An 18,836-nucleotide genomic window follows, 5' to 3' on the forward strand; every position below is an offset into this window, starting at 1 on the left:
TTTACTGAATGTTCAAGATTAGCGCAGGCGGTCTCCTTTTCTAGAACGGTGAAGCATGCTGAAACGAACAATACGGATGAGTATAAAATACCCCAGAATTAGACCAATCCCCGTAAGAATAGTCACTTTGATTTTATGATAATATTCTTCGCGTGCCGTCCGGTCATTTTGCAACTCATCAACCATCTGCGTTAGTTGGCGATTCTGCTCCTGAAGGGCTTCGTTCTGTGTCCGGTAGGCCTCCATTTCCTGCATGGTATTCGTAAGCTTATCCTTCGCCTGTTGTAGCTCTTCAGCTGTCTGCTGAAATCCTTCTTTCAATTCATTGACTTCATTTGGAAGCTCAGAGAAGCTTTTGAATCCATTATAGATATCACTGAATATATTGGCTTGTGCTACTGGGGCCGGAAGAGATATGGAAAGAGTCAGCAGAAGCAGGAGCGAACATAACAGCTGTAGATATTTACGGTATTTACGTTGTTTCATCTATATAATCACCACCCAATTTAGGCTTATATTTCTTTTATTTTAACACAGCTTGACAGCTTCTGACAGCGTACGCTAAACGTGAATAGGGCTTCTTGGGTCAGTAATATTTGCCTGTTTGAAGTGAGGTTACACTTCCTTGTAAAGAACGATTTGGCTGTGCTCAACATGATTGAGAAGAGGGACTATTTATCGTATACTTTGGACGGAAAGGGGCTGCTGCGGAATGAATAAATGGCTTAAGACAATGTTATTTTTGGTCGGATCTGCTTTTTTGACGAGGTTGATTCCATTCTCATCTTTGTTTCGGAATTTGGACACGATGATTCATGAATTTGGTCATGCGCTGGTGACTTTACTGCTGTCTGGCAGTGTGCTGCGGATTGAACTATACGCGAATCATAGTGGGGTCACCTATTCAGCCATTCAAGATGGAGGAAGAGCGATACTGGTGTCGCTATCCGGGTATGTGCTTGCTTCCTTATTCGCATTGCTGCTCTTCTATCTCTACAGTAAAGGACGGCATGATTGGGGACTTATCTTAGCTACTACAGTAGCATTGATTATGCTGGTAATGTACGTGCGGGGAAGCTTCGGAATGATGTGGTTAGGCGGGTTTATTGCGCTGAATGTTTTAATGCTGGTGGTGTGGAAAAAGGCCAGCAAATATTATTATTTGTTATTAGCTTTTTTGACCTTGGAAGAGTCTGTAATGGGAAGTTTATTTCTCGTATATGCGGCCGTTGTATCCCCATCTCGTGCGGGAGATGCCAGTAACCTGGCAAGGATGACATCGGTGCCGGCCATATTTTGGGCAGTCCTATTTTTTATATTTTCTCTGCTTTGCGCCAAATGGGCGCTGGGACTATTTTTTAAGCGGGAGCGAGTGCAGCCTAAACTTCAGAGTCGTTAAAGTTAAAAACATAAAATTTTCGTCATAAACAGACAAAAGGGGCTGTTTTTGCGAGAGTCAGTCTACTTAGTATGTAGAATGGCTCTTTTTTTGTCGATAATATAGAACCGAACATACATTCCATGACATGGAGTTGTCCGCCATTATTGGTACATTAATAGAAGACCCAAAAAAAGAAAGAGGTGGAAAATATGATGGAAAGTATTACTCCTATATTTACGTGGGGTCAAGATCGTATTTTTGCAGGTGGAAATCGGGATGTTGTTTTACTTGTCGAATGGAAAGGAAATTTGCCTTCAGAAAATAGCCGACCAAGCAGCCACAAAGTGGTTGCACGTGATATTGAACTACGAGTTTGGCTTGAGCCACATGTAACTTTTAAGCGCTGTTATGGATGTGAAATGGAGGCTGGAGAAGGGAATTCACTCTTGCTTAAGCTCGGAAAAATAAAAACAGGACAACGCAAATTCATAGGATTGGAGTTCACTACTTCTAGTTCTGTAGCAGGTAAATATGAAGCATTATCCCTACAGTGGAAGTATAAAAAACCAACTGTAGAGCGTGTTCGTGAACTTCCCGTGAAGGTACTTGAGCTGGAGTACGCGCATCATACGCGCATTCTGAGCGATACTTGCTGCTTTTATGTTGAGAAGCATCTGGAATTGTTGAAGACGGCTGAAACGGTTGAAGCAGCAGAGGCACTACGAAGTAAAGGCCAGCATAGTGAAGCTCACGAAATGCTCAATCGACATGCGGATAAGATGTTGCTACTCGCAGTACGCTCTGGAGATCCTTTGCTGCTTAAAGAGGCTGAAATGCTGTATAAACAGATCGGGTTCGAGCATCAGCAACGAAGTAAAGCCGTTGGTGGAATTTAATATAGGACTCACTGCACGAGGATGCACATAAGCGAAAAAAGACCTATACATAAATTGGATTTTTCAGCGGATTCGGCGGAAAATTATAAGAAGAATTGTAATATAAAATGTGGTAACATAGTAAAAAAGTTCTATCACAATTTTACTTTTTTTCATAAAATAATGGGTCTATTTAACCATAAATCAAGGGGAACTGAATATGACAGACCGATTAATCCGACTGATGCGCATTATTACACTTGTTCAAGCCAAGCCAGGGATATTAGCCCGCGAATTGGCGGAACGCTGCGGCAACAGCGAGAGAACGATTTACCGGGATATGGACGCGCTTAGCGCCATGCATATTCCCATAACCCACCTGGGGCATGGAAAAGGTTATGCTTTTATTGGGAATTTTGCACTCTATCCCTTGGATTGGTCGGAAGAAGAAGCAAACGCATTTTCGCAATTACGCTATATTATGGAAGATATAAAACCAGCATTACCCATAGATTTTGAAAGCGCGTATGAAAAAGTAGTCGCAGCTGAATATAAACGTAAGGCGGAGAGAGAAGAAACAATAGAACGTGCAAGAAGAGAAGTAGGGGTGGGGTGGGCAGAAAGAAACAGTTCGCATATGGAACAACACTCATTTCTTAGTCCGATCCTGGAGGCTTTATTAAAGCAAAAGAGTATTCAAGCGAATTATAGTGAGAATGCATTAGAAGAGAAAGGGATCACCATTGATCCTTATTGTCTGGTCCCGCTGGAAAGTCGTTTTCATCTCATTGGATTTTGTCATCGTCAGGGTGTTATTCGTACATATCATATCAACGATTTTTCTAATGTGAAGCCATTAAATCGTTTTTTTTCGAAGGAAGCGTTTGATGTGCAAGCCTTTATGAAGCAGAAATGGTCACTCGATAGGGATAGTTTACAGGTAGAATTCAAAGTGAAATTCTCGGAACGGGTAATGGAAGGAATTAAGAAGGACGAATTGCCTTTTAAGCCAAGTAAAGTGGATCGTCAATCTAGATGTTTTCACTTTAAGGTTGCCGTGGAACAAGATATAGGATTTGTCCGCTGGATTAAGAGATTCGAAGAGGAAGCAGAAATCATTGAACCGTACTATTACCGTGAAGTAATCAGGCAGCAGTTGGAAAAATGGAGTTCGCACTATAAATAGTGATACGCTCATTTGACCTTCGTTCAATTCGAAAGATGGGGTGCTTGAGCAACCATTTAAATGGTTGCCGGTGGCATCCTTTTTTTGCGAGTAAGTCCAAGATACTCATTTCTAACTATCTAATTATAACAATATATAACTAAACATATCCAAACACAACTCAATCTATAGAAAATCGAAAAAACGTATGCTAGAATAGCATCTACATATATACATGTGAAAATGGGAGGAATGGAAATGTTTAAGAAATGGTCAGTCAGAATCTTTGGTGTATTAGCAATTTTTTTGGTTGTGAATTTTTCTGCGGGCGCAGGGTTGGAGGTAGAGGCAGCCGCCAAGAAGACAGAGATTATAGTATCCGCCGCAGCCAGCTTGCAGGATAGCTTAGATAAAATGGCGCTTCTCTATGAGAAGAAGCATCCCGATATTGATTTGGTCTTTAATTATGCTGCATCTGGCACATTACAGAAGCAGATTGAGCAGGGTGCTCCTGCGGATCTGTTCTTCTCTGCAGGGGATAAACAGATGAATGCGTTAGTGGATGCTGGACTGATCTCTGACCATAAGGTTCTGCTTAAGAATCAGTTGGTTCTAGTCGTACCTTCGAATTCAAAAGCTTCATTAAATACAATCACTCAACTTACGGATAAATCCTTTAAGAAGGTAGCGGTAGGGCAGCCTGAATCTGTGCCCGCTGGCCAATATGCTCAGCAATCGTTAACTGCGAAGAAGGTATGGGATACGCTGCAAAACAAACTTGTATTTGCGAAGGATGTACGTCAGGTTCTGTCTTACGTCGAAACGGGGAATGTCGATGCAGGCTTTGTATATAAGACAGATGCATTGACTTCAAAAAAGACGAAGATCGCCCTTACTGTAGGCCCGCATGTTCACAAAGCTATTAATTATCCGGCGGGTATCGTGAAGGATTCAAAGAATCAAAAGGAAACTAAAGAATTTTACAATTATCTTCAAAGCAAAGAGGCTAGTGATATTTTTGCAAGCTATGGCTTCTTGCTTCCTTAAATAAGAAATCATGAGTAGAAGCGGGGTGAATAAGGATGGAAATAAATTGGACTGATTTCTTCGCCCCGGTATGGCTTTCCGTTAAAATTTCAGTAATTACCAGCATCATTGTATTTATTCTTGCAACGGCCGCGGCTAAGGCTATGGCAGGTCGCAAGTTCCCTGGTTATAGCTTGGTCGAGACGGTAATGCTGCTTCCACTTGTGTTGCCTCCGACAGTTGTCGGATTTGTGTTGTTGGTCGTCTTAGGTCGTCGCAGCTGGATTGGCAGATGGTATGAACAAATGACGGAGCATACGATCCTTTTTACATGGGGGGCTGCGGTTATCGCTGCGGTTGTCGTAGCTTTTCCTCTCGTTTACCGTACGGTGAAGGCGGGCTTTGAAGGCGTGGAAGCGGATCTTGAAGATGCGGCGCGTGCGCAGGGAGCGAGCGAACTGCAGGTACTGCGTTATGTCACATTGCCCCTTGCAGGTCGGTCACTCGCTGCTGGGTATGTTCTAGGTTTTGCCCGCGGTTTAGGAGAATTTGGCGCAACGATCATGGTAGCTGGAAATATTCCTGGCCGCACGCAGACTGTACCTACAGCGATCTATGTCGCGGTGGATGGCGGCAACATGACCCTTGCTTGGATGTGGGTGTGCTCCATTATTGTTATGTCTGCTGTGATGTTGATGTTTGTGAACCGGCGTACTTAATTATGCTCGACAGAGATCGCTCCGCTGACCTCAGTGGGAATGTCGATTGGAAATCTTGATAAATTTAAAAAAACCTAGCCCATCCAGGAGTAACCTGGGATGGACTAGGTTTTTTTTCTTTAGAAACGCACCGTTAAAACAAAACCTCTTTAATAAGAAGCAAGCTTGTGACTATCAGGTTTCGTAAATAATCGTCCCGGTTTCCGTGAGATCATATCCGTGAATGGACCCAAGCTCACTTTGAAAGGCTGGCGAGCGTAAAATATCAATCACGGTGGTGATCCAGTGCTCATTTCCCGGTGTCTTGAGCATCACTAGATCATAACACTCCTGAATCAAGGGAATGAAATCAACGCCGTCGACAATCTGAGCAGCCTTCTCAGTACCGATGGCCACATCGGCTTCTCCTCGTGACACTTTACCAGCGACTGCCAAATGACTATTCTCCTCCTGCGCATATCCAGATAGGCTTGCGGCAGGAATGCCGTGCAATCGGAGTTGCTCATCCAATAACACACGTGCACCAGCGCCCCGTTCTCTATTAATCAGTGTAAGTCCATCCTGTTGCAGATGAGACCATTCATGAAGACCTCTAGGATTTCCCTTTTGAACATACAATCCTGCACTTCGGGTCAACAGACGCACTACAACATAAGAGAAGCCTACAAGGATTTTACGAATATAGGGAAGGTTATATTCTCCAGTATCCCCGTCGAGCAGATGCGTACTGACGATGTCCGACTCGCCCTGATACATGGCAATCAGACTATCTAGACTGCCAGCGTAAGAACGAAGAGGGCGCTCAGTGGGCAGGCAACGCTCCAAATAGGTGGCTAGAATATCGAGTGACATATCCTGACCCGTAATCACGAGGCTGTGTCCTGTAGCTTTACTATTAAATTGGCCAGAATGTGTGGCAACTTGTGTTAGATTTGCTCCAGCAAAAGTCAGCGGCGATGTCGATAGGGTCATGCCACTTCGAGCATTCTGTTTGTAGGCTTCTAAATCGGATTGATCCACACGCATCTGTTTTCCTACACGGTAGGAGGGAAGCTCCCCTTTTTTAATCAGATCATATACTTTTAATTTCGAGATCTTCAGTAAACGGGCAATTTCCTCAGTCGTATAGGATGTGTTATCAGACATGACAAAAGCCTCCAGAACTTCATAATAGGACAAGACTACCTTATTTTGAAGTCCTGTGCAATTAGGCTATTGTGCTTTACCTGCCTGCTGTGTATTGGATAATTTGATTAATTCTGAAACGGTGACAAATCGGAAACCTTGCTTTTCTAATTCCGGCAAAATAATTTTGAGCGCTTCTCTGGTTTGAGATTGTCCATGCACATGATCATGAAACAGGACGATATCACCATTATGTGCGTTTCGAATAACCTTGTTCGCGATACTCTGCACGCCAGGGCGATTCCAGTCACGTGTATCTTGATGCCAGGACCATAAAATAGGCTTTAGGCCCATGTTGTTTGAAGTATCAACTAGTGTCTCGTCATACATGCCACCCGGGGGTCTGAACAAAGCACTATGCTTTCCAGAAACCTTTATGATTTCTTCTTCGGTTAAATTAAGCTCCCGCTCAAACTGGGCTTTATTAATAGGTTTTCTAAAATAGACGTGATTGTAGGTATGGTTAGCTAATTCATGTCCTTCGGAAATGACTCGTTTCGCCACATCTGGATACGCTGCAATTCTTTTTCCTATGGCAAAGAAGGTGCATTTCGCATGATATTGACTCAATACCTTTAATATTTGATCGGTTTCAGAAGGGTCAGGACCGTCATCAAACGTTAATGCAATCACTTTTTGGTTAGTATGTACTTCCCAAATCATGTCTCCTCTTTTTTCGTAGTAGTCGCGGTTCTTGCTCGGGCTACCTAGAGCGGAGTTCGTGAAGCATAACAAGAGAGAGAGGGTAGTCATCATAATTTTGCTGCTAGTTTTCATGAATTCACCTGTTTTTTTTATTTTAGAATGCTCCTTTGGAGGGTCAAAATATTCATAGTTTCAGTTTTGTAAAGACAATCAGCCTTTTTTCATGTTCTTTCTTCTTTCTGCTATATCTCCCTGTACAAGTAATAAGATTCATTCTGGCTTCAGTAGACTTTCCAAAAATTCGTTCCAAGGGTGCTTCAGCAGTGGTGAAGATTTCTACAGACTCTACAATATAAGTTAGTTTTCGCCCGTCCGCATTGGATACCGTTATTTCATCACCGTGCTTAAGCTTTTTGAGGTTGAAAAAAATAGCTGGACCAATATAACTATCCACATGCCCGTCTAAAATTACATTTCCCTTAGCACCTGGTAATATTCCTGGGTACAGAATTCCTGCAATATTGCTATCCTTAGGGACGTCCATTTGTCCATCTGGAAGCAATGTAACGGTCTCTATTTTGGCGCTTACTTTAATAGCTGGAATGCTAAGCTGAGTAGGCAGGATAGGTTTGGGTAATGATGGTTTAATATCGATCTTTTGAATAGCTTTAGTAGGAGTTATCGTTTCTTGCTGCTGTGTTTGTAGTGACTTCGTGTCTGGTCTGCTTTCCTGCGAATGTGAGTCAGTACAACTGGCAGTGGTTAAAGTGATGAAGGTTAATATAAATGAAGATATCCATTTTTTCATGTGTAAGAAAAGAAAGAGGGGATTCCCCCTCTTTCATCCTCCCTATTCAGTTTGTTCGCTAGCACCGCCATGGCCTGTTTTTGGCATTTTTGTTGCTTTCATGTGAATGCTCTTAGTGTTAATGCTTTTAGCCTTCATGCTCTTTGCATGAATTCCTTTAGTGGAGTGGCTCTTCATATGCATTTTCTTTTCATGCATTTTATGTTCTTTTTCTTTCTTCATTTTTTCAGCATGTACTTTTTTCTCATGTTTCGTTTCGGTTGGTGCAGCAGAAGCAGAAGCCGCAGAAGCAACGGATAGCATCAAGCAAGTCGATAAAAGAGCTACGGACAATTTCTTCATAATCATTTAGTGGATTCCTCCTAGATGTTTTTTGCCTACGAAGATTAATATCTCCATTTCAATTGCTTTTAGATTGGTGGATTGCTTCCATTGCAGTTTGGGATTGGGATAACGTTGTATTTTGATGTGAAAATTGTTATGAAAATGCCTTATAATGAAGTTCAATATATAGACATTTGGTTAGGGGTGGGAATATGACACTTATTGAAAAAAGAGAACACCGGCAATATCCGGAAATTACCCGCCTAGAAACGTCGAGAGCTGCTTATGAGCGTGATTATTCACGCTTGATTCATTCGCCTACTTTTCGTAGGCTGCAAGGCAAATCTCAAGTGTTCGGGGCTGGCACGGGTGATTATTACCGGACGCGTCTAACTCATTCGCTTGAAGTCGCTCAGATTGCTCGTGAGGCAGCGAAAAGTCTGCTTAGATCTTATCCAGAGGTGGAGACAAGTAAAGCTGAGAACCCAGGACTTGTAATAGATCCAGAGGTTGTAGAATGCGCGGCCATTGCTCATGATTTTGGTCATCCTCCTTTCGGACATAAAGGGGAAGAGGTACTAGATAACATTCTGGACCAGCTTATTGAAAAGAAGACGAATGAGGCTGCCCTGCAATCTGGAGCAACGGGTGCAGATAGGCTGCTCATTCATGAGCAGATGAAGCAGCGCTATGAGCACTTTGAAGGCAATGCCCATAATTATCGGCTGATTATGTTTCTGGAGAAGCGGGAGAACATTGATGGATTAAATCTGTCGGATGCAGTGCTTCTCGGAATTAATAAATATCCGTTTCCTGGCACCTCACTGAAGAAGGGGATGTACCTTCACGAATGGGCATATATTTCGGAGATTCGCAAAGAGTGGGGAATTCCTGCGGGTAAGAAAACGTTGGAAGCTCAGCTGATGGACCTTTGCGACGATATCGCTTATTCTGCACATGATTTGGAGGATGGAATTAAGGCTGGAAAGATTGAAGTGCATGAACACTTTATGCATGATTCCTATATTCAGCGGCTGATCGTAGAGAAAATTTCAACGTTAGAGGATTTCTTCTGGAAGGGTTGGGAGGAGGAAGGTATCCGTGCTAAGGTCGAAGAGGTGCTTAGTTCATTTCTTCGAGTATGGATGGAAAAGATGCCAACCTGCGAGAACGACTATTCCAGAACTCGGCGTGAAGTTAAGGCTTATTGGGTTAGCACCTTTGTCGCAAGTCTTGGGGTGATTCCTGATGGAGACTGGAAGAAGGTCACCTTTATAAAGGAAGGAAAAGAAGATGAGGATATGCTACGGACCGTAAGTGTGCTGAAAAGCTTCGCTTGGGTCACGATGATTCGTGATTTACGAGTACAGCGGCTTCAGAAACGTAGTGAATGGATTCTGCGCCGTCTATGGGGAGCTTTTCTTGATCCGCAGACATCCAAAGCCATTATTCCATCGGACTGGCTGCAACGCTTTGAGAAGGATCAGAAACAAGCGAATCCTATTTGGACGTGGGAACATATGGTGATTGATTATATCGCAGGGATGACGGATGCCTTTGCTGAGAAGATATACAACGAGCTATACGGGTTGAAAGTCGGATCGATTTATGACTTGGATTAGATAAAAGAGAAGATTAAGTTAAGGCCAGCCTCCAATCCATTGGAGACTGGCCTTTTGTTTGTTTTTATAGAGCGGCGAATATTTTGATAGTATTTTGTTAGTATTTTGTTATTATTTATTCGACTATATTTAAGCTTGTTAAGCCTGATATTCAGTGTTTTTTATAACAAAATAGCTATTTATAAAAATAAGTTATTGTTTGTATGCTACTTTGGTGCTAATATAATAACTAAATTGTTATTGGTAATAAATGGGGAGGTTGATAAAGGAGTCGAATCTTCTGCTTGAGTAATAATGAAAACCTTTACAAAACGGGAGGGTAAAACGAATGAAGAGGTTCAAAAAAAGCTTTGCTCTATTTCTTACAGCAGTAATGCTCGTTACAATGGCTGTGCCTGCGCTAGCTAACGGAAAAACAAATGAAAACCTCATGGCGCACTGGGCTGGAGAAAGTGTAGAGAAATGGCAGGGTAATGGTGTTATTCAAGGTTATCCGGACGGCTCTTTTAAGCCGGATCATAAAGTAACGCGTGCTGAGCTTGTAAGTATTATTAATAAGCTATTTGGATTTAGCACTCTTTCGGAAATGTCATTCTCGGATGTACCTGCTAAAGCTTGGTATGCAAGCGCTTTATCTATAGCGAAGCAAGCTGGCTATTACAAAGGTTTTCCTGATAATAAAGCGAAAGCGGATACTGAAGTAACTCGTCAAGATGCTGCAACATTAATTGCTTCTGTTTTTTCATTGGAGCCAGGCACTAAAGCGAGTGCCTTTACAGACCAAGCATCCATCAGCGCTTACGCTAAAGAGGCTACCCTAGCATTGAGTGGAATTCTATCCGGATATCCAGATGGTACATTTCGTCCGAACGACCCAATTACAAGGGCGGAGGTAGTCACTATCGTTGACAGATTGATTAGCGGCTACTACAACACAGCCGGTACATTCACTGGGGGAGATATCCATGGGAATATTGTCATTAACCAAAGTGGGGTTGAACTAAAGAATGTAGCTGCATCAGGCAACCTTTATTTTACCTCTGGTATTGGTGATGGTGAGGGTGTCTTGGAGAATGCAACAGTAAAAGGTAATGTACTTATATCTGGTGGTGGCGAGCATTCGATTCATTTAAAAAATTCTAAATTCGCTGTTGTAAAAGTGAATCGTCCTGAAGGAAAAGTTCGGGTCGTTATAGAGGATCGTACGGTCATCACTCAACTGACTATTGATAGTGCTTCTATTATAGAAGTAGGCTCAGGTTCTACAATCGATCAGCTTGTGATTGGTAACGGTGCAACGGGAACGTTGATTACAACAAAGGGTACCATTAGCAAGCTTGTAGTAAGTGCTTCCTCTGTAGTCTTAAATGGAGTGACTATAGTAGAAGGAACATACACTGTGAAGGATGGAGTTCTTGTAGGACAGGGAACAAGTGCACCGGCGCCTGGGGGCTCAGGTGGTACTAGTGTAGAGCCTACAGCAACGCCAGTACCGACGGCTACTCCGGAACCTACAGCAACGGCTGCTCCAACGGCAACACCAGAAGCTGGGGTTCATATCGTTGACGTAGATGCATCGGCTGCTACCAAATCGTTATTTGCTTATCTGGATAGCATGAGCGGCAAACAAGTTATGTTCGGTCATCAGCATGATACTACCGTCTCTTTTGCCGGAAAGGATAAGAACGGAAATGTTATTTCTGACGTATACAGCTCCACTGGTGATTATCCTGGGGTTTTTGGTTGGGACACCCTTAGTTTAGATGGATATGAGAATCCTCCTGGAGTTAGCGGAGATTATGAAGCGAGTAGATTAGGATTATCCGCTGCCATGAAGCAGGCTCATGATTTGGGTGGTATTGTAACGCTAAGTACACATCCGTACAATTTTGTTACGGGTGGAAGCTTTAACGATACAGGGAATTCCAAAGGAGCAACGCGCTCGGTAGTATCACGTATTTTGCCGGGCGGAGATAAGAATGGAGAGTTTAATAAATATCTAGATCGCATCTCTGATTTTGCGAACAATCTTAAGGATGACGATGGCAACCTGATTCCAGTTCTGTTCCGTCCTTTCCACGAACAAAATGGAGGTTGGTTCTGGTGGGGTGCGGCTACAACGACAAAGAGTGAATACGCGGAACTGTACAGATATACAGTTGAATACCTACGTGATGTTAAAGGCGTTCATAACTTCCTTTATGTATTCTCACCAAACGGATCTTTTAATGGAAATGAAAGTGAATATTTAACGACTTATCCAGGTGATCAATTTGTTGATATTCTTGGAATGGATCAGTATGACAACAAGGAGAATGCGGGTTCGGAGGCTTTCCTGGGTGGTCTTGTTAAAGACCTTAAGATGATTTCTCAGCTTGCTCAAGACAAAGGTAAGATTGTTACCCTATCTGAGTATGGTTATAGTGCTGCTGGTATGAAAACAACAGGCAATAATGAGCTGGAATGGTTCACTAAAGTATTGAATGCGATCAAGGCTGACCCTGATGCGGCAAAAATATCTTATATGCTGACTTGGGCGAACTTTGGTGAAGGTAATAATTTGTATGTTCCTTATAAGAATGTTCCTAATAAAGCAGATCATGAGTTGCTTCCTGATTTTGTGAATTTTTATAAAGATGATTTCACGGCTTTTGCGAGTGATGTGAAAGAAGATAATAAGTACAATCTCGAGGTTGAAGTGGCAGGAAAGAAACCTTTCCTCCACATTGTAACTCCGAATAATATCAGTACAGTAACAGATGCCGTGACCATCATTCGGGCCAAGGTACTCAATGCAGTGCCTAGCAAAGTGACCTATACTGTGGGTGATTCTGGAGTAGAAGTGGAAATGACGCTCGGTACAGACGGCTACTATAGCGCTTCATGGCAGCCAGACGCTAGTCTGAATGGCAGTTCAGCAGAGATTACAGTGAGGGCATATGGAACTGGAGATGCTACACTTGCACAGACTAATTCTGTATTCTTAAAAATCAATGAAGCGCCAATAAAGGTACTTACTTTTGATACTGACAAGGATTTGGAGCAAATCCAAAACAATGGTACTTGGTCAGGGCTCGCCAATAACGCAGAGACGATCAAGACGGTCTTGCAGCATGCGTCACTAGATGCTAACGGTAAGCTAGTTATTAACATTACTGAAGGGCTGTCTGCTGAGGATACTTGGCAGGAATTGAAGCTGCAATTGAATGATCTTGCATTGGATGGAGTGGATCTGTCTCAAGTTACACGTGTGAAGTTCTCCGTGTTAATTCCGGAGGCTGCACAGAATGAGGCTAACAATGCTGCGGTACGCAGTGTCATTCAGTTGCCACCAGATTGGGATACAAAGTATGGCATGGACTCATCCTATAAATCTTTGTCCGATCTTGAGAAAGTTAACGTGAGTGGATCACAGTATTATAAATTTGATGTTTCGATTGATCTGGATAATGCCGCTAAATCAACCGAAGCCACTGGTCTAGCGATATCTCTGGTTGGCAGTGGTTTGGAAGTGAAAGGTGAATTGCCAATCTATGTAGATAATATCGGTCTTTATAATACGTATACTGCACCTGTTGCTGACAAAGCACTGGTAGATAATTTTGAATCTTATGGCTCAAGTGATGAAGCACTGATAGCCAAATATCCTAAGGCTGGCGGAGATGATGTGAGCGTATCTTTAAGCTCCGAACATAAGGCATCCGGGGATTACGGAATGAAACTGCACTATACGATTAATAATGCAGGTTATACCGGAGTAGGTAAAAGTCTGGGTTCGCTGGACTGGTCCGACTATAATGCACTCAGTATGTGGGTAGCTTCCGATGGAGACAACGCTTATGCTGAGAAAGGTGAGCCGCTTAAGCTAGTGGTGCAGCTTGTCATTGATGGAGGATATTTCGAAGCCTATCCGGTCATTAATCCAGACAAGAACGGTAAAATAGTATTAAGTTTGAAGAATTTGACGGAGATGAGCTGGGGAAAAGCCGGAGAGCTTACACAGGAAAGATTGAAGCAAGTTCAGAGCTTTAATTTGTATGTGAATGCGATGGACGGACAGAGCCACGAAGGTTCGCTCTACTTTGACGATATTCAAGCGGTCTATGACGGGACACTTCCGGATATGTCGGAAGAAGGAAATGGAGGTTCCCAGGGACATGAGCCTGGCGTGTTGTACGCCTTCGCTACAGAAGCTGATATTGCAGGATGGGCTACAACCAACGGTTCGTCTGCCAACGCTCAACCTCCAGTATTTGATGCCAATGAAGAAGCGGCAAGTGTACAATTTGATTTGATTAATACTGGCAATGATACAAATGGCAGCTCCAAAGAATCCTTCGAACTTGCTATTAATCCTGAGAAGCTGAATATTACAGGGCTGGATACGATCAGCGCTAAGGTTAAGCTCTCGAGTGGTGCAGCTAAAGCACGTCTATTCATCAAGACAGGTGCGGACTGGAAATGGAGCGACAGCGGTGATCCTGTGCCTGTAGATTCTAACGGTTATACGACCTTATCTATTTCCCTGCCTACTGCAGCAGCAGGGGTGGGCGTAGATTTGGCTGCTGTAAAGACGATTGGGATTAAAATTGAGGATGTTTCCAATGATGGAGGAACTGCGAAGCTTTATTTGAAGGAAGTATCTCTGGAGAAAGCTGTCCCGGATGTTCACTATGGCTTCGAGACGGGGAATGACGGTTGGGCTATCAATTCTGGTACAGCCACAGTATCTTCTGATGTATATGCTGAAGGTAATCAATCTTTGAAGCTTGATTTCGCATGGAATGGAGAGGATAAAGATCCTTTTATAGCAGCATCAAAAGTAGCTGCACTTGATCTGAGCTCATTCTCCAAGCTTACTGCTAAAGTTAGAATCGCCTCTGACCAGCCTGATGTTCAAGCGAAGCTGTTTCTTCAATTAGGTGGCTATGCAGTATGGGTAGATTCGGGTGCGAAGATAGCTGCTCAGGATGGATTCACGGAGTTCACGATTGATCTCAGCAACAATTCCATTCTATCGCCTGAGAATTTGAAGAAAGTAGATGCCATTGGCATTCAGTTTGTTACACCTTCTACGGCTGGAACCGCTACAGCTTATATTGACGAGATCATAGCTTCTAATTAAGCGCGCTGCGATCCAGGTGTGAAATAAGGGTCCCTGCATGTCCATTAGGATTGCCTAATAGATATGCAGGGACTATTTTGTATGATCAGTTTATAGTTAAAGATTTGAATAGTATTCAAGCGCTGTTCTTTCTAGTTCGGTGACAAATGCTTCTTTCCCATCCATATAAGCTTCAATGTCCTTCGGAAATTGATTCGCAAGATCCTCTTTTAGATTACCGTATTGTTCTGCTGCCTCGTCACTCATACCGAACTCGCCCATACATTCGTAACCGAGCTCTGTCATTTGCGCGTTGAAGTCATCAATGACTTCGATATTTCGTACAACAGGCATCATATCAATGATTGGTTTAGCTTTTAGCCCAGGAACAGAAGTGCTGCCAATATGGTGAATATCAATAAGTGCATCAGCGAAGATCTCTTTAATCTTACGAGATCCTTCTTGGAAGATAAGATTCCATTCCTCATTGTATTGTGTGACAGTAACATCTATTTCGCTAACCTCTCTTTATGCTTGATTCCTGGATTTTTTTATTATAGAACAAGTGTTCTTAATAATCAAATACTAAATTTAATATTGGCGGGCATAATCAACGAGATTTAGGGATGGAGTGCCAGTAGATAAATAGGAATTTATATTTTCGGTAAAAATATTTACGATTCGATTAGCGTATTGATCGGTTATGCCAGCAGAATGAGGAGTGATGACTACCTGTTCCATAGTCCAAAGTGGATGATCCTGCGGGAGGGGTTCGGTTTCGAATACATCCAATCCCGCACCACGAAGCTGACCGCGATTCAGTGCGTGGATTAGAGCCTCAGTATCAGTAGTTGCTCCACGTCCAACGTTAATGTAATAGGAGCCTTGTTTAAAGGCAGAGAAGATTGCAGTATTAAATAATTGCTTAGTTTCATCGGTGATAGGGAGAATATTGATGATGAAGTCGCCTTGGCTCACAGCTTCTGGCAGATGGTCAGTGGTATATACTTGATCAAAATCAGCGAGTGGCTTGCCTGAGCGACTTACTCCGATCGTCTTCATCCGGAAAGCTTTAGCGATTCTGGCAGTTTCGCTGCCGATGGCTCCAGTTCCAACAATAACGGCTGTCTTTCCGAACAATTCACTCTCACTTCCGTCAGAATTCCAGTAGCGGTTCATCTGATTGCGAACGGCTGTATGCAAATTACGTGTGAAGAGAAGCATGAAGCCAAAGATTACCGCAGAAATAGGCTCGGCATGCACTCCGCTCCCACTAGTCAATAGGATTCCACGTTCCTTAAAACGCTCTAACGGGAGCTTCTCAATTCCAGCAGACCAGGATTGGACCCAGCGAAGGGGCGAATCTGGACGAAGAAGCGTATCGGCGATGCCTTTAGCCCAGCCGATTACGATTTCAGCATCAGCTAGCAGCTGTAAATCCGGATTTTTGCCGTCACCTTGTATGAATGTATAACCGGGGGCTGCTGCTTTGATTCTTTCTTGTTGCTCGGCTGTCAGTGGTTGTAGACATACTATGGACTTAGTCATGATGTATTCCTCCTGCTCTAAGGTTTGATGAAAATGGATAATGTTATAGGATAAGGATACCAAATCTATAGGAGAAGGTGAAATTGATATGGATGCTAACGTGTCGGATAAAGATTCAGAACGATTATTTATTGCTGTGAAATTACCCGCAGAACTTGGGCAAGTTGTGGCGGAAGAGTGCTCTAACCTATCTCAAAAGTTTCATTTTGCAAAATGGACTCATCCAGAGGATTATCATATTACCCTGCAATTTTTAGGAGACACCCCAAAGACGAAAATCCCGGATTTAATCATGTCGTTGAAGCAGATGTCAGAGCAATGCAGCCCCTTCAAACTATCCTTAGACAAATGGAATACATTTGGTCTGCCAAAGGCTCCAAAAGTTTTATGGGTAGGGGTTTCTGGCGAACTAGAAGAGCTGAATTTACTGGCTGCGAGAGTACACACTGCTACACTTCCTTTAGGTTTTTCGGCCGAATCCAGGGAGTACAAACCACATCTCACAGTGGCTCGAAAGTACCTTGGAAAAATTTCATTTGATGATAAATTGCTGGAAAATTTACTGAAATTGGATGATGAAAAAAGATCAAAAATCTTTCATAGAGACTGGACGATTGATAGTTTTGTGTTGTATGCTACCAGAATGTATGCCATTCCTATGTATGAAATGATTGAAAATATTACATTTTAAAATCGGTATTTAAGTTTTCAAAGCTTCCGTTTTCGGTTACATACAATAGGAATGTGCCGTGAAATAGGAGGAATATCATGTTAATCTTTAAACAAAACCGCTGTATCGCGTTGCTTGTTGGCGTTATACTAGTGTGTTTCTCTGCCATAAGCTTAATGCAGCCTAATCAGGTTGCCGAGGGGAAAATAGATAATCTGCAGATGGATAAGCTGCAATCCACCAGCCGAGCATCGGTAATTAATTATTTGCAAGAAGAATCAAAATCTAGTAAGACGAGGGGCACTACAAAAGTTTCACAAACGAATAAGCTTTACAGCACAGTTAACCTGTTCAGTTCCACTTGGAAACCAGAGCAGAGTGTAGAATGGCTTAGTAAGAATAAAATAAAGCCACAAAATACATCGCAGGCTTCCATAGTTCGGGTAAAGGCTGATGTGGCACAATCTAATTCAGCTGCGCAGAAAGCGACAGCGAAAAAGAGCGCTCAGACTGTGGTTAAGACAGTCTCGGCATCTCAGAAAAATCCCCTCACAACATTATACTTCTCTCGGACCGAGCTATTAAGCCAGGAGCAGCAAAGTAAAGCAACCCGGCGCTACGCAGTATCCGAAGAAGAACTGCTTCTGCTACAAAAAATTGTAATGGCAGAGGCGGAAGGTGAACCGTACCAGGGCAAGGTGGCAGTTGCCAACGTTGTTCTGAATAGGCTACGGTCAGCCAATTTCCCCGACACGATATATAAGGTCATTTATCAAAAGCATCAATTCAGTCCTGTAGCTAACGGGCGTCTTAAACGTGTCAAGCCTAATGATGATAGTATTAAAGCGGTGAACGCAGCGCTCTCTGGGGTGAAGGAAGTTCCCGATAGTACTTATTTTTTCCTATCGCTTAAGCTTGCGCAGGATCTTACCGTACATCATTCGCAGGAGTATGTGAAGACCATTGGTAATCATACGTTTTATAAATAATTGACCTTATCTGTGAACCTCAGCTATTTATAGGGTAAACTAGACTATATAACCCTGGAGGTGGAAGAATTGTCATGAAGATCACTTATTACGGACACTCAGCGCTGCTGGTAGAAACAGAGCAAGCGAAAGTTATTATTGACCCTTTTTTGTCAGGAAATCCGAACTCCGGTATTTCACCTGATGACATTACTGTAGATGCTGTCCTGCTGACTCACGGTCACTCGGATCATTTAGGTGATGCTGTGCAAATTGCCAAACAGAATGATTGTCCGATCTTTGCTGTTTTTGAGCTTGCAGAATACTGCCGAATGAAGGGTGCCAAGGTAAAACATATGAATATAGGCGGCAGTCATATTTATGATGCCATTACCGTTAAATATACTCAGGCGTTTCATTCCTCATCGATTCAGGAAGGCGACGTTTGGATTTATGCTGGACAACCCGCAGGTATTTTATTGACGATTGAGGGGAAGACGTTATTCCATGCAGGTGATACCGCACTATTCAGCGATCTGCGTCTGATTGGTGAAAGAACTGCGATTGATTTGGCGGCTCTGCCAATTGGCGATATGCTGACCATGGGACCGGATGATGCGCTCCTTGCTGCGCGCTGGCTTCAAGCGGACAAGGTCATACCACTTCATTACAATACATTTCCGGATATTGCTCAGGATGCTATGGATTTCTGTAATCGTCTGCGACAAGAGGGGATAGAGGGATTCCCGCTTAAAGCTGGTGAAAGTATAGAAATTTAATAAATCCTGATTACATG

The 18,836-nt window shown here is 42.9% G+C and carries 17 protein-coding genes; 10 read left to right on the top strand and 7 right to left on the bottom strand.

The genetic code is table 11. The features are described 5' to 3' along the window. Positions 1 to 18: 18 nt before the first annotated feature. Positions 19 to 486: a hypothetical protein gene (locus NSS87_RS04815; protein ID WP_339245157.1), complete on the bottom strand. Its 468-nt coding sequence runs from the start codon at positions 484 to 486 to the stop codon at positions 19 to 21. Between the two features lie 226 nt (positions 487 to 712). Here NSS87_RS04815 and NSS87_RS04820 point away from each other — a divergent pair, with 226 nt between their 5' ends. The 5 genes from NSS87_RS04820 (at position 713) to modB (ending at position 5,166) form a co-directional block, all read left to right on the top strand. Next, positions 713 to 1,399, top strand: coding sequence for a M50 family metallopeptidase (locus NSS87_RS04820; RefSeq protein WP_076283905.1), 687 nt, complete (start codon positions 713 to 715; stop codon positions 1,397 to 1,399). Positions 1,400 to 1,590: 191 nt separating this feature from the next. Next, positions 1,591 to 2,277 carry a hypothetical protein gene (locus NSS87_RS04825; protein ID WP_042185207.1) on the top strand — a complete coding sequence of 229 codons (687 nt, stop codon included), beginning with the start codon at positions 1,591 to 1,593 and terminating at the stop codon, positions 2,275 to 2,277. A gap of 199 nt (positions 2,278 to 2,476) precedes the next feature. Further along, positions 2,477 to 3,442, top strand: coding sequence for a WYL domain-containing protein (locus NSS87_RS04830; protein WP_339245162.1), 966 nt, complete (start codon positions 2,477 to 2,479; stop codon positions 3,440 to 3,442). Positions 3,443 to 3,679: 237 nt separating this feature from the next. Then, entirely contained in the window at positions 3,680 to 4,468 is a 789-nt protein-coding gene (gene modA / locus NSS87_RS04835; protein ID WP_339245165.1) for a molybdate ABC transporter substrate-binding protein, read from the top strand. Positions 4,469 to 4,503: 35 nt separating this feature from the next. Then, on the top strand, positions 4,504 to 5,166 hold the full coding sequence (modB, locus tag NSS87_RS04840) for a molybdate ABC transporter permease subunit (RefSeq protein WP_042185211.1): 663 nt from the start codon (positions 4,504 to 4,506) through the stop codon (positions 5,164 to 5,166). A gap of 174 nt (positions 5,167 to 5,340) precedes the next feature. Here the strand turns inward: modB and NSS87_RS04845 are convergent, their stop codons facing one another. From NSS87_RS04845 to NSS87_RS04860, 4 genes are all read right to left on the bottom strand, one after another. Continuing rightward, the gene (locus NSS87_RS04845; RefSeq protein WP_339245167.1) at positions 5,341 to 6,312 is read right to left on the bottom strand and encodes a helix-turn-helix transcriptional regulator; all 972 of its coding nucleotides are present in this window, start codon (positions 6,310 to 6,312) and stop codon (positions 5,341 to 5,343) included. 66 nt (positions 6,313 to 6,378) lie between these two features. Next, positions 6,379 to 7,014 (bottom strand): polysaccharide deacetylase family protein, encoded by a 636-nt coding sequence (locus tag NSS87_RS04850; protein ID WP_231573388.1) that lies wholly within the window; start codon positions 7,012 to 7,014, stop codon positions 6,379 to 6,381. A gap of 166 nt (positions 7,015 to 7,180) precedes the next feature. Continuing rightward, positions 7,181 to 7,804 (bottom strand): class F sortase, encoded by a 624-nt coding sequence (locus NSS87_RS04855; protein WP_042185215.1) that lies wholly within the window; start codon positions 7,802 to 7,804, stop codon positions 7,181 to 7,183. A 42-nt stretch (positions 7,805 to 7,846) separates the two neighbouring features. Next, complete coding sequence (locus NSS87_RS04860) at positions 7,847 to 8,152, bottom strand: hypothetical protein (RefSeq protein WP_052404166.1); 306 nt, start codon at positions 8,150 to 8,152, stop codon at positions 7,847 to 7,849. Between the two features lie 188 nt (positions 8,153 to 8,340). On the opposite strand from NSS87_RS04860, the gene dgt reads away from it, so the two are divergent. Then, positions 8,341 to 9,750 (top strand): dGTP triphosphohydrolase, encoded by a 1,410-nt coding sequence (gene dgt / locus NSS87_RS04865; RefSeq protein ID WP_339245170.1) that lies wholly within the window; start codon positions 8,341 to 8,343, stop codon positions 9,748 to 9,750. Positions 9,751 to 10,078: 328 nt separating this feature from the next. Next, entirely contained in the window at positions 10,079 to 14,875 is a 4,797-nt protein-coding gene (locus tag NSS87_RS04870; RefSeq protein WP_339245172.1) for a glycosyl hydrolase, read from the top strand. Positions 14,876 to 14,971: 96 nt separating this feature from the next. Here the strand turns inward: NSS87_RS04870 and NSS87_RS04875 are convergent, their stop codons facing one another. Together NSS87_RS04875 and NSS87_RS04880 are read right to left on the bottom strand one after the other, a co-directional pair. Then, positions 14,972 to 15,367, bottom strand: coding sequence for a GrpB family protein (locus NSS87_RS04875; protein WP_339248433.1), 396 nt, complete (start codon positions 15,365 to 15,367; stop codon positions 14,972 to 14,974). A 78-nt stretch (positions 15,368 to 15,445) separates the two neighbouring features. Beyond that, positions 15,446 to 16,402: a D-2-hydroxyacid dehydrogenase gene (locus NSS87_RS04880; protein ID WP_042185224.1), complete on the bottom strand. Its 957-nt coding sequence runs from the start codon at positions 16,400 to 16,402 to the stop codon at positions 15,446 to 15,448. An 88-nt stretch (positions 16,403 to 16,490) separates the two neighbouring features. Between NSS87_RS04880 and thpR the strand changes: the two genes are divergently transcribed. From thpR to NSS87_RS04895, 3 genes are all read left to right on the top strand, one after another. Next, the gene (thpR, locus tag NSS87_RS04885; RefSeq protein ID WP_339245175.1) at positions 16,491 to 17,093 is read left to right on the top strand and encodes an RNA 2',3'-cyclic phosphodiesterase; all 603 of its coding nucleotides are present in this window, start codon (positions 16,491 to 16,493) and stop codon (positions 17,091 to 17,093) included. A gap of 77 nt (positions 17,094 to 17,170) precedes the next feature. Beyond that, the gene (locus NSS87_RS04890; RefSeq protein ID WP_076283914.1) at positions 17,171 to 18,061 is read left to right on the top strand and encodes a cell wall hydrolase; all 891 of its coding nucleotides are present in this window, start codon (positions 17,171 to 17,173) and stop codon (positions 18,059 to 18,061) included. A 74-nt stretch (positions 18,062 to 18,135) separates the two neighbouring features. Continuing rightward, positions 18,136 to 18,819, top strand: coding sequence for a metal-dependent hydrolase (locus tag NSS87_RS04895; RefSeq protein ID WP_339245178.1), 684 nt, complete (start codon positions 18,136 to 18,138; stop codon positions 18,817 to 18,819). Positions 18,820 to 18,836: the final 17 nt, after the last annotated feature.

The organism is Paenibacillus sp. FSL F4-0243 (assembly GCF_037963295.1).
Classification (GTDB): domain Bacteria; phylum Bacillota; class Bacilli; order Paenibacillales; family Paenibacillaceae; genus Paenibacillus_AQ.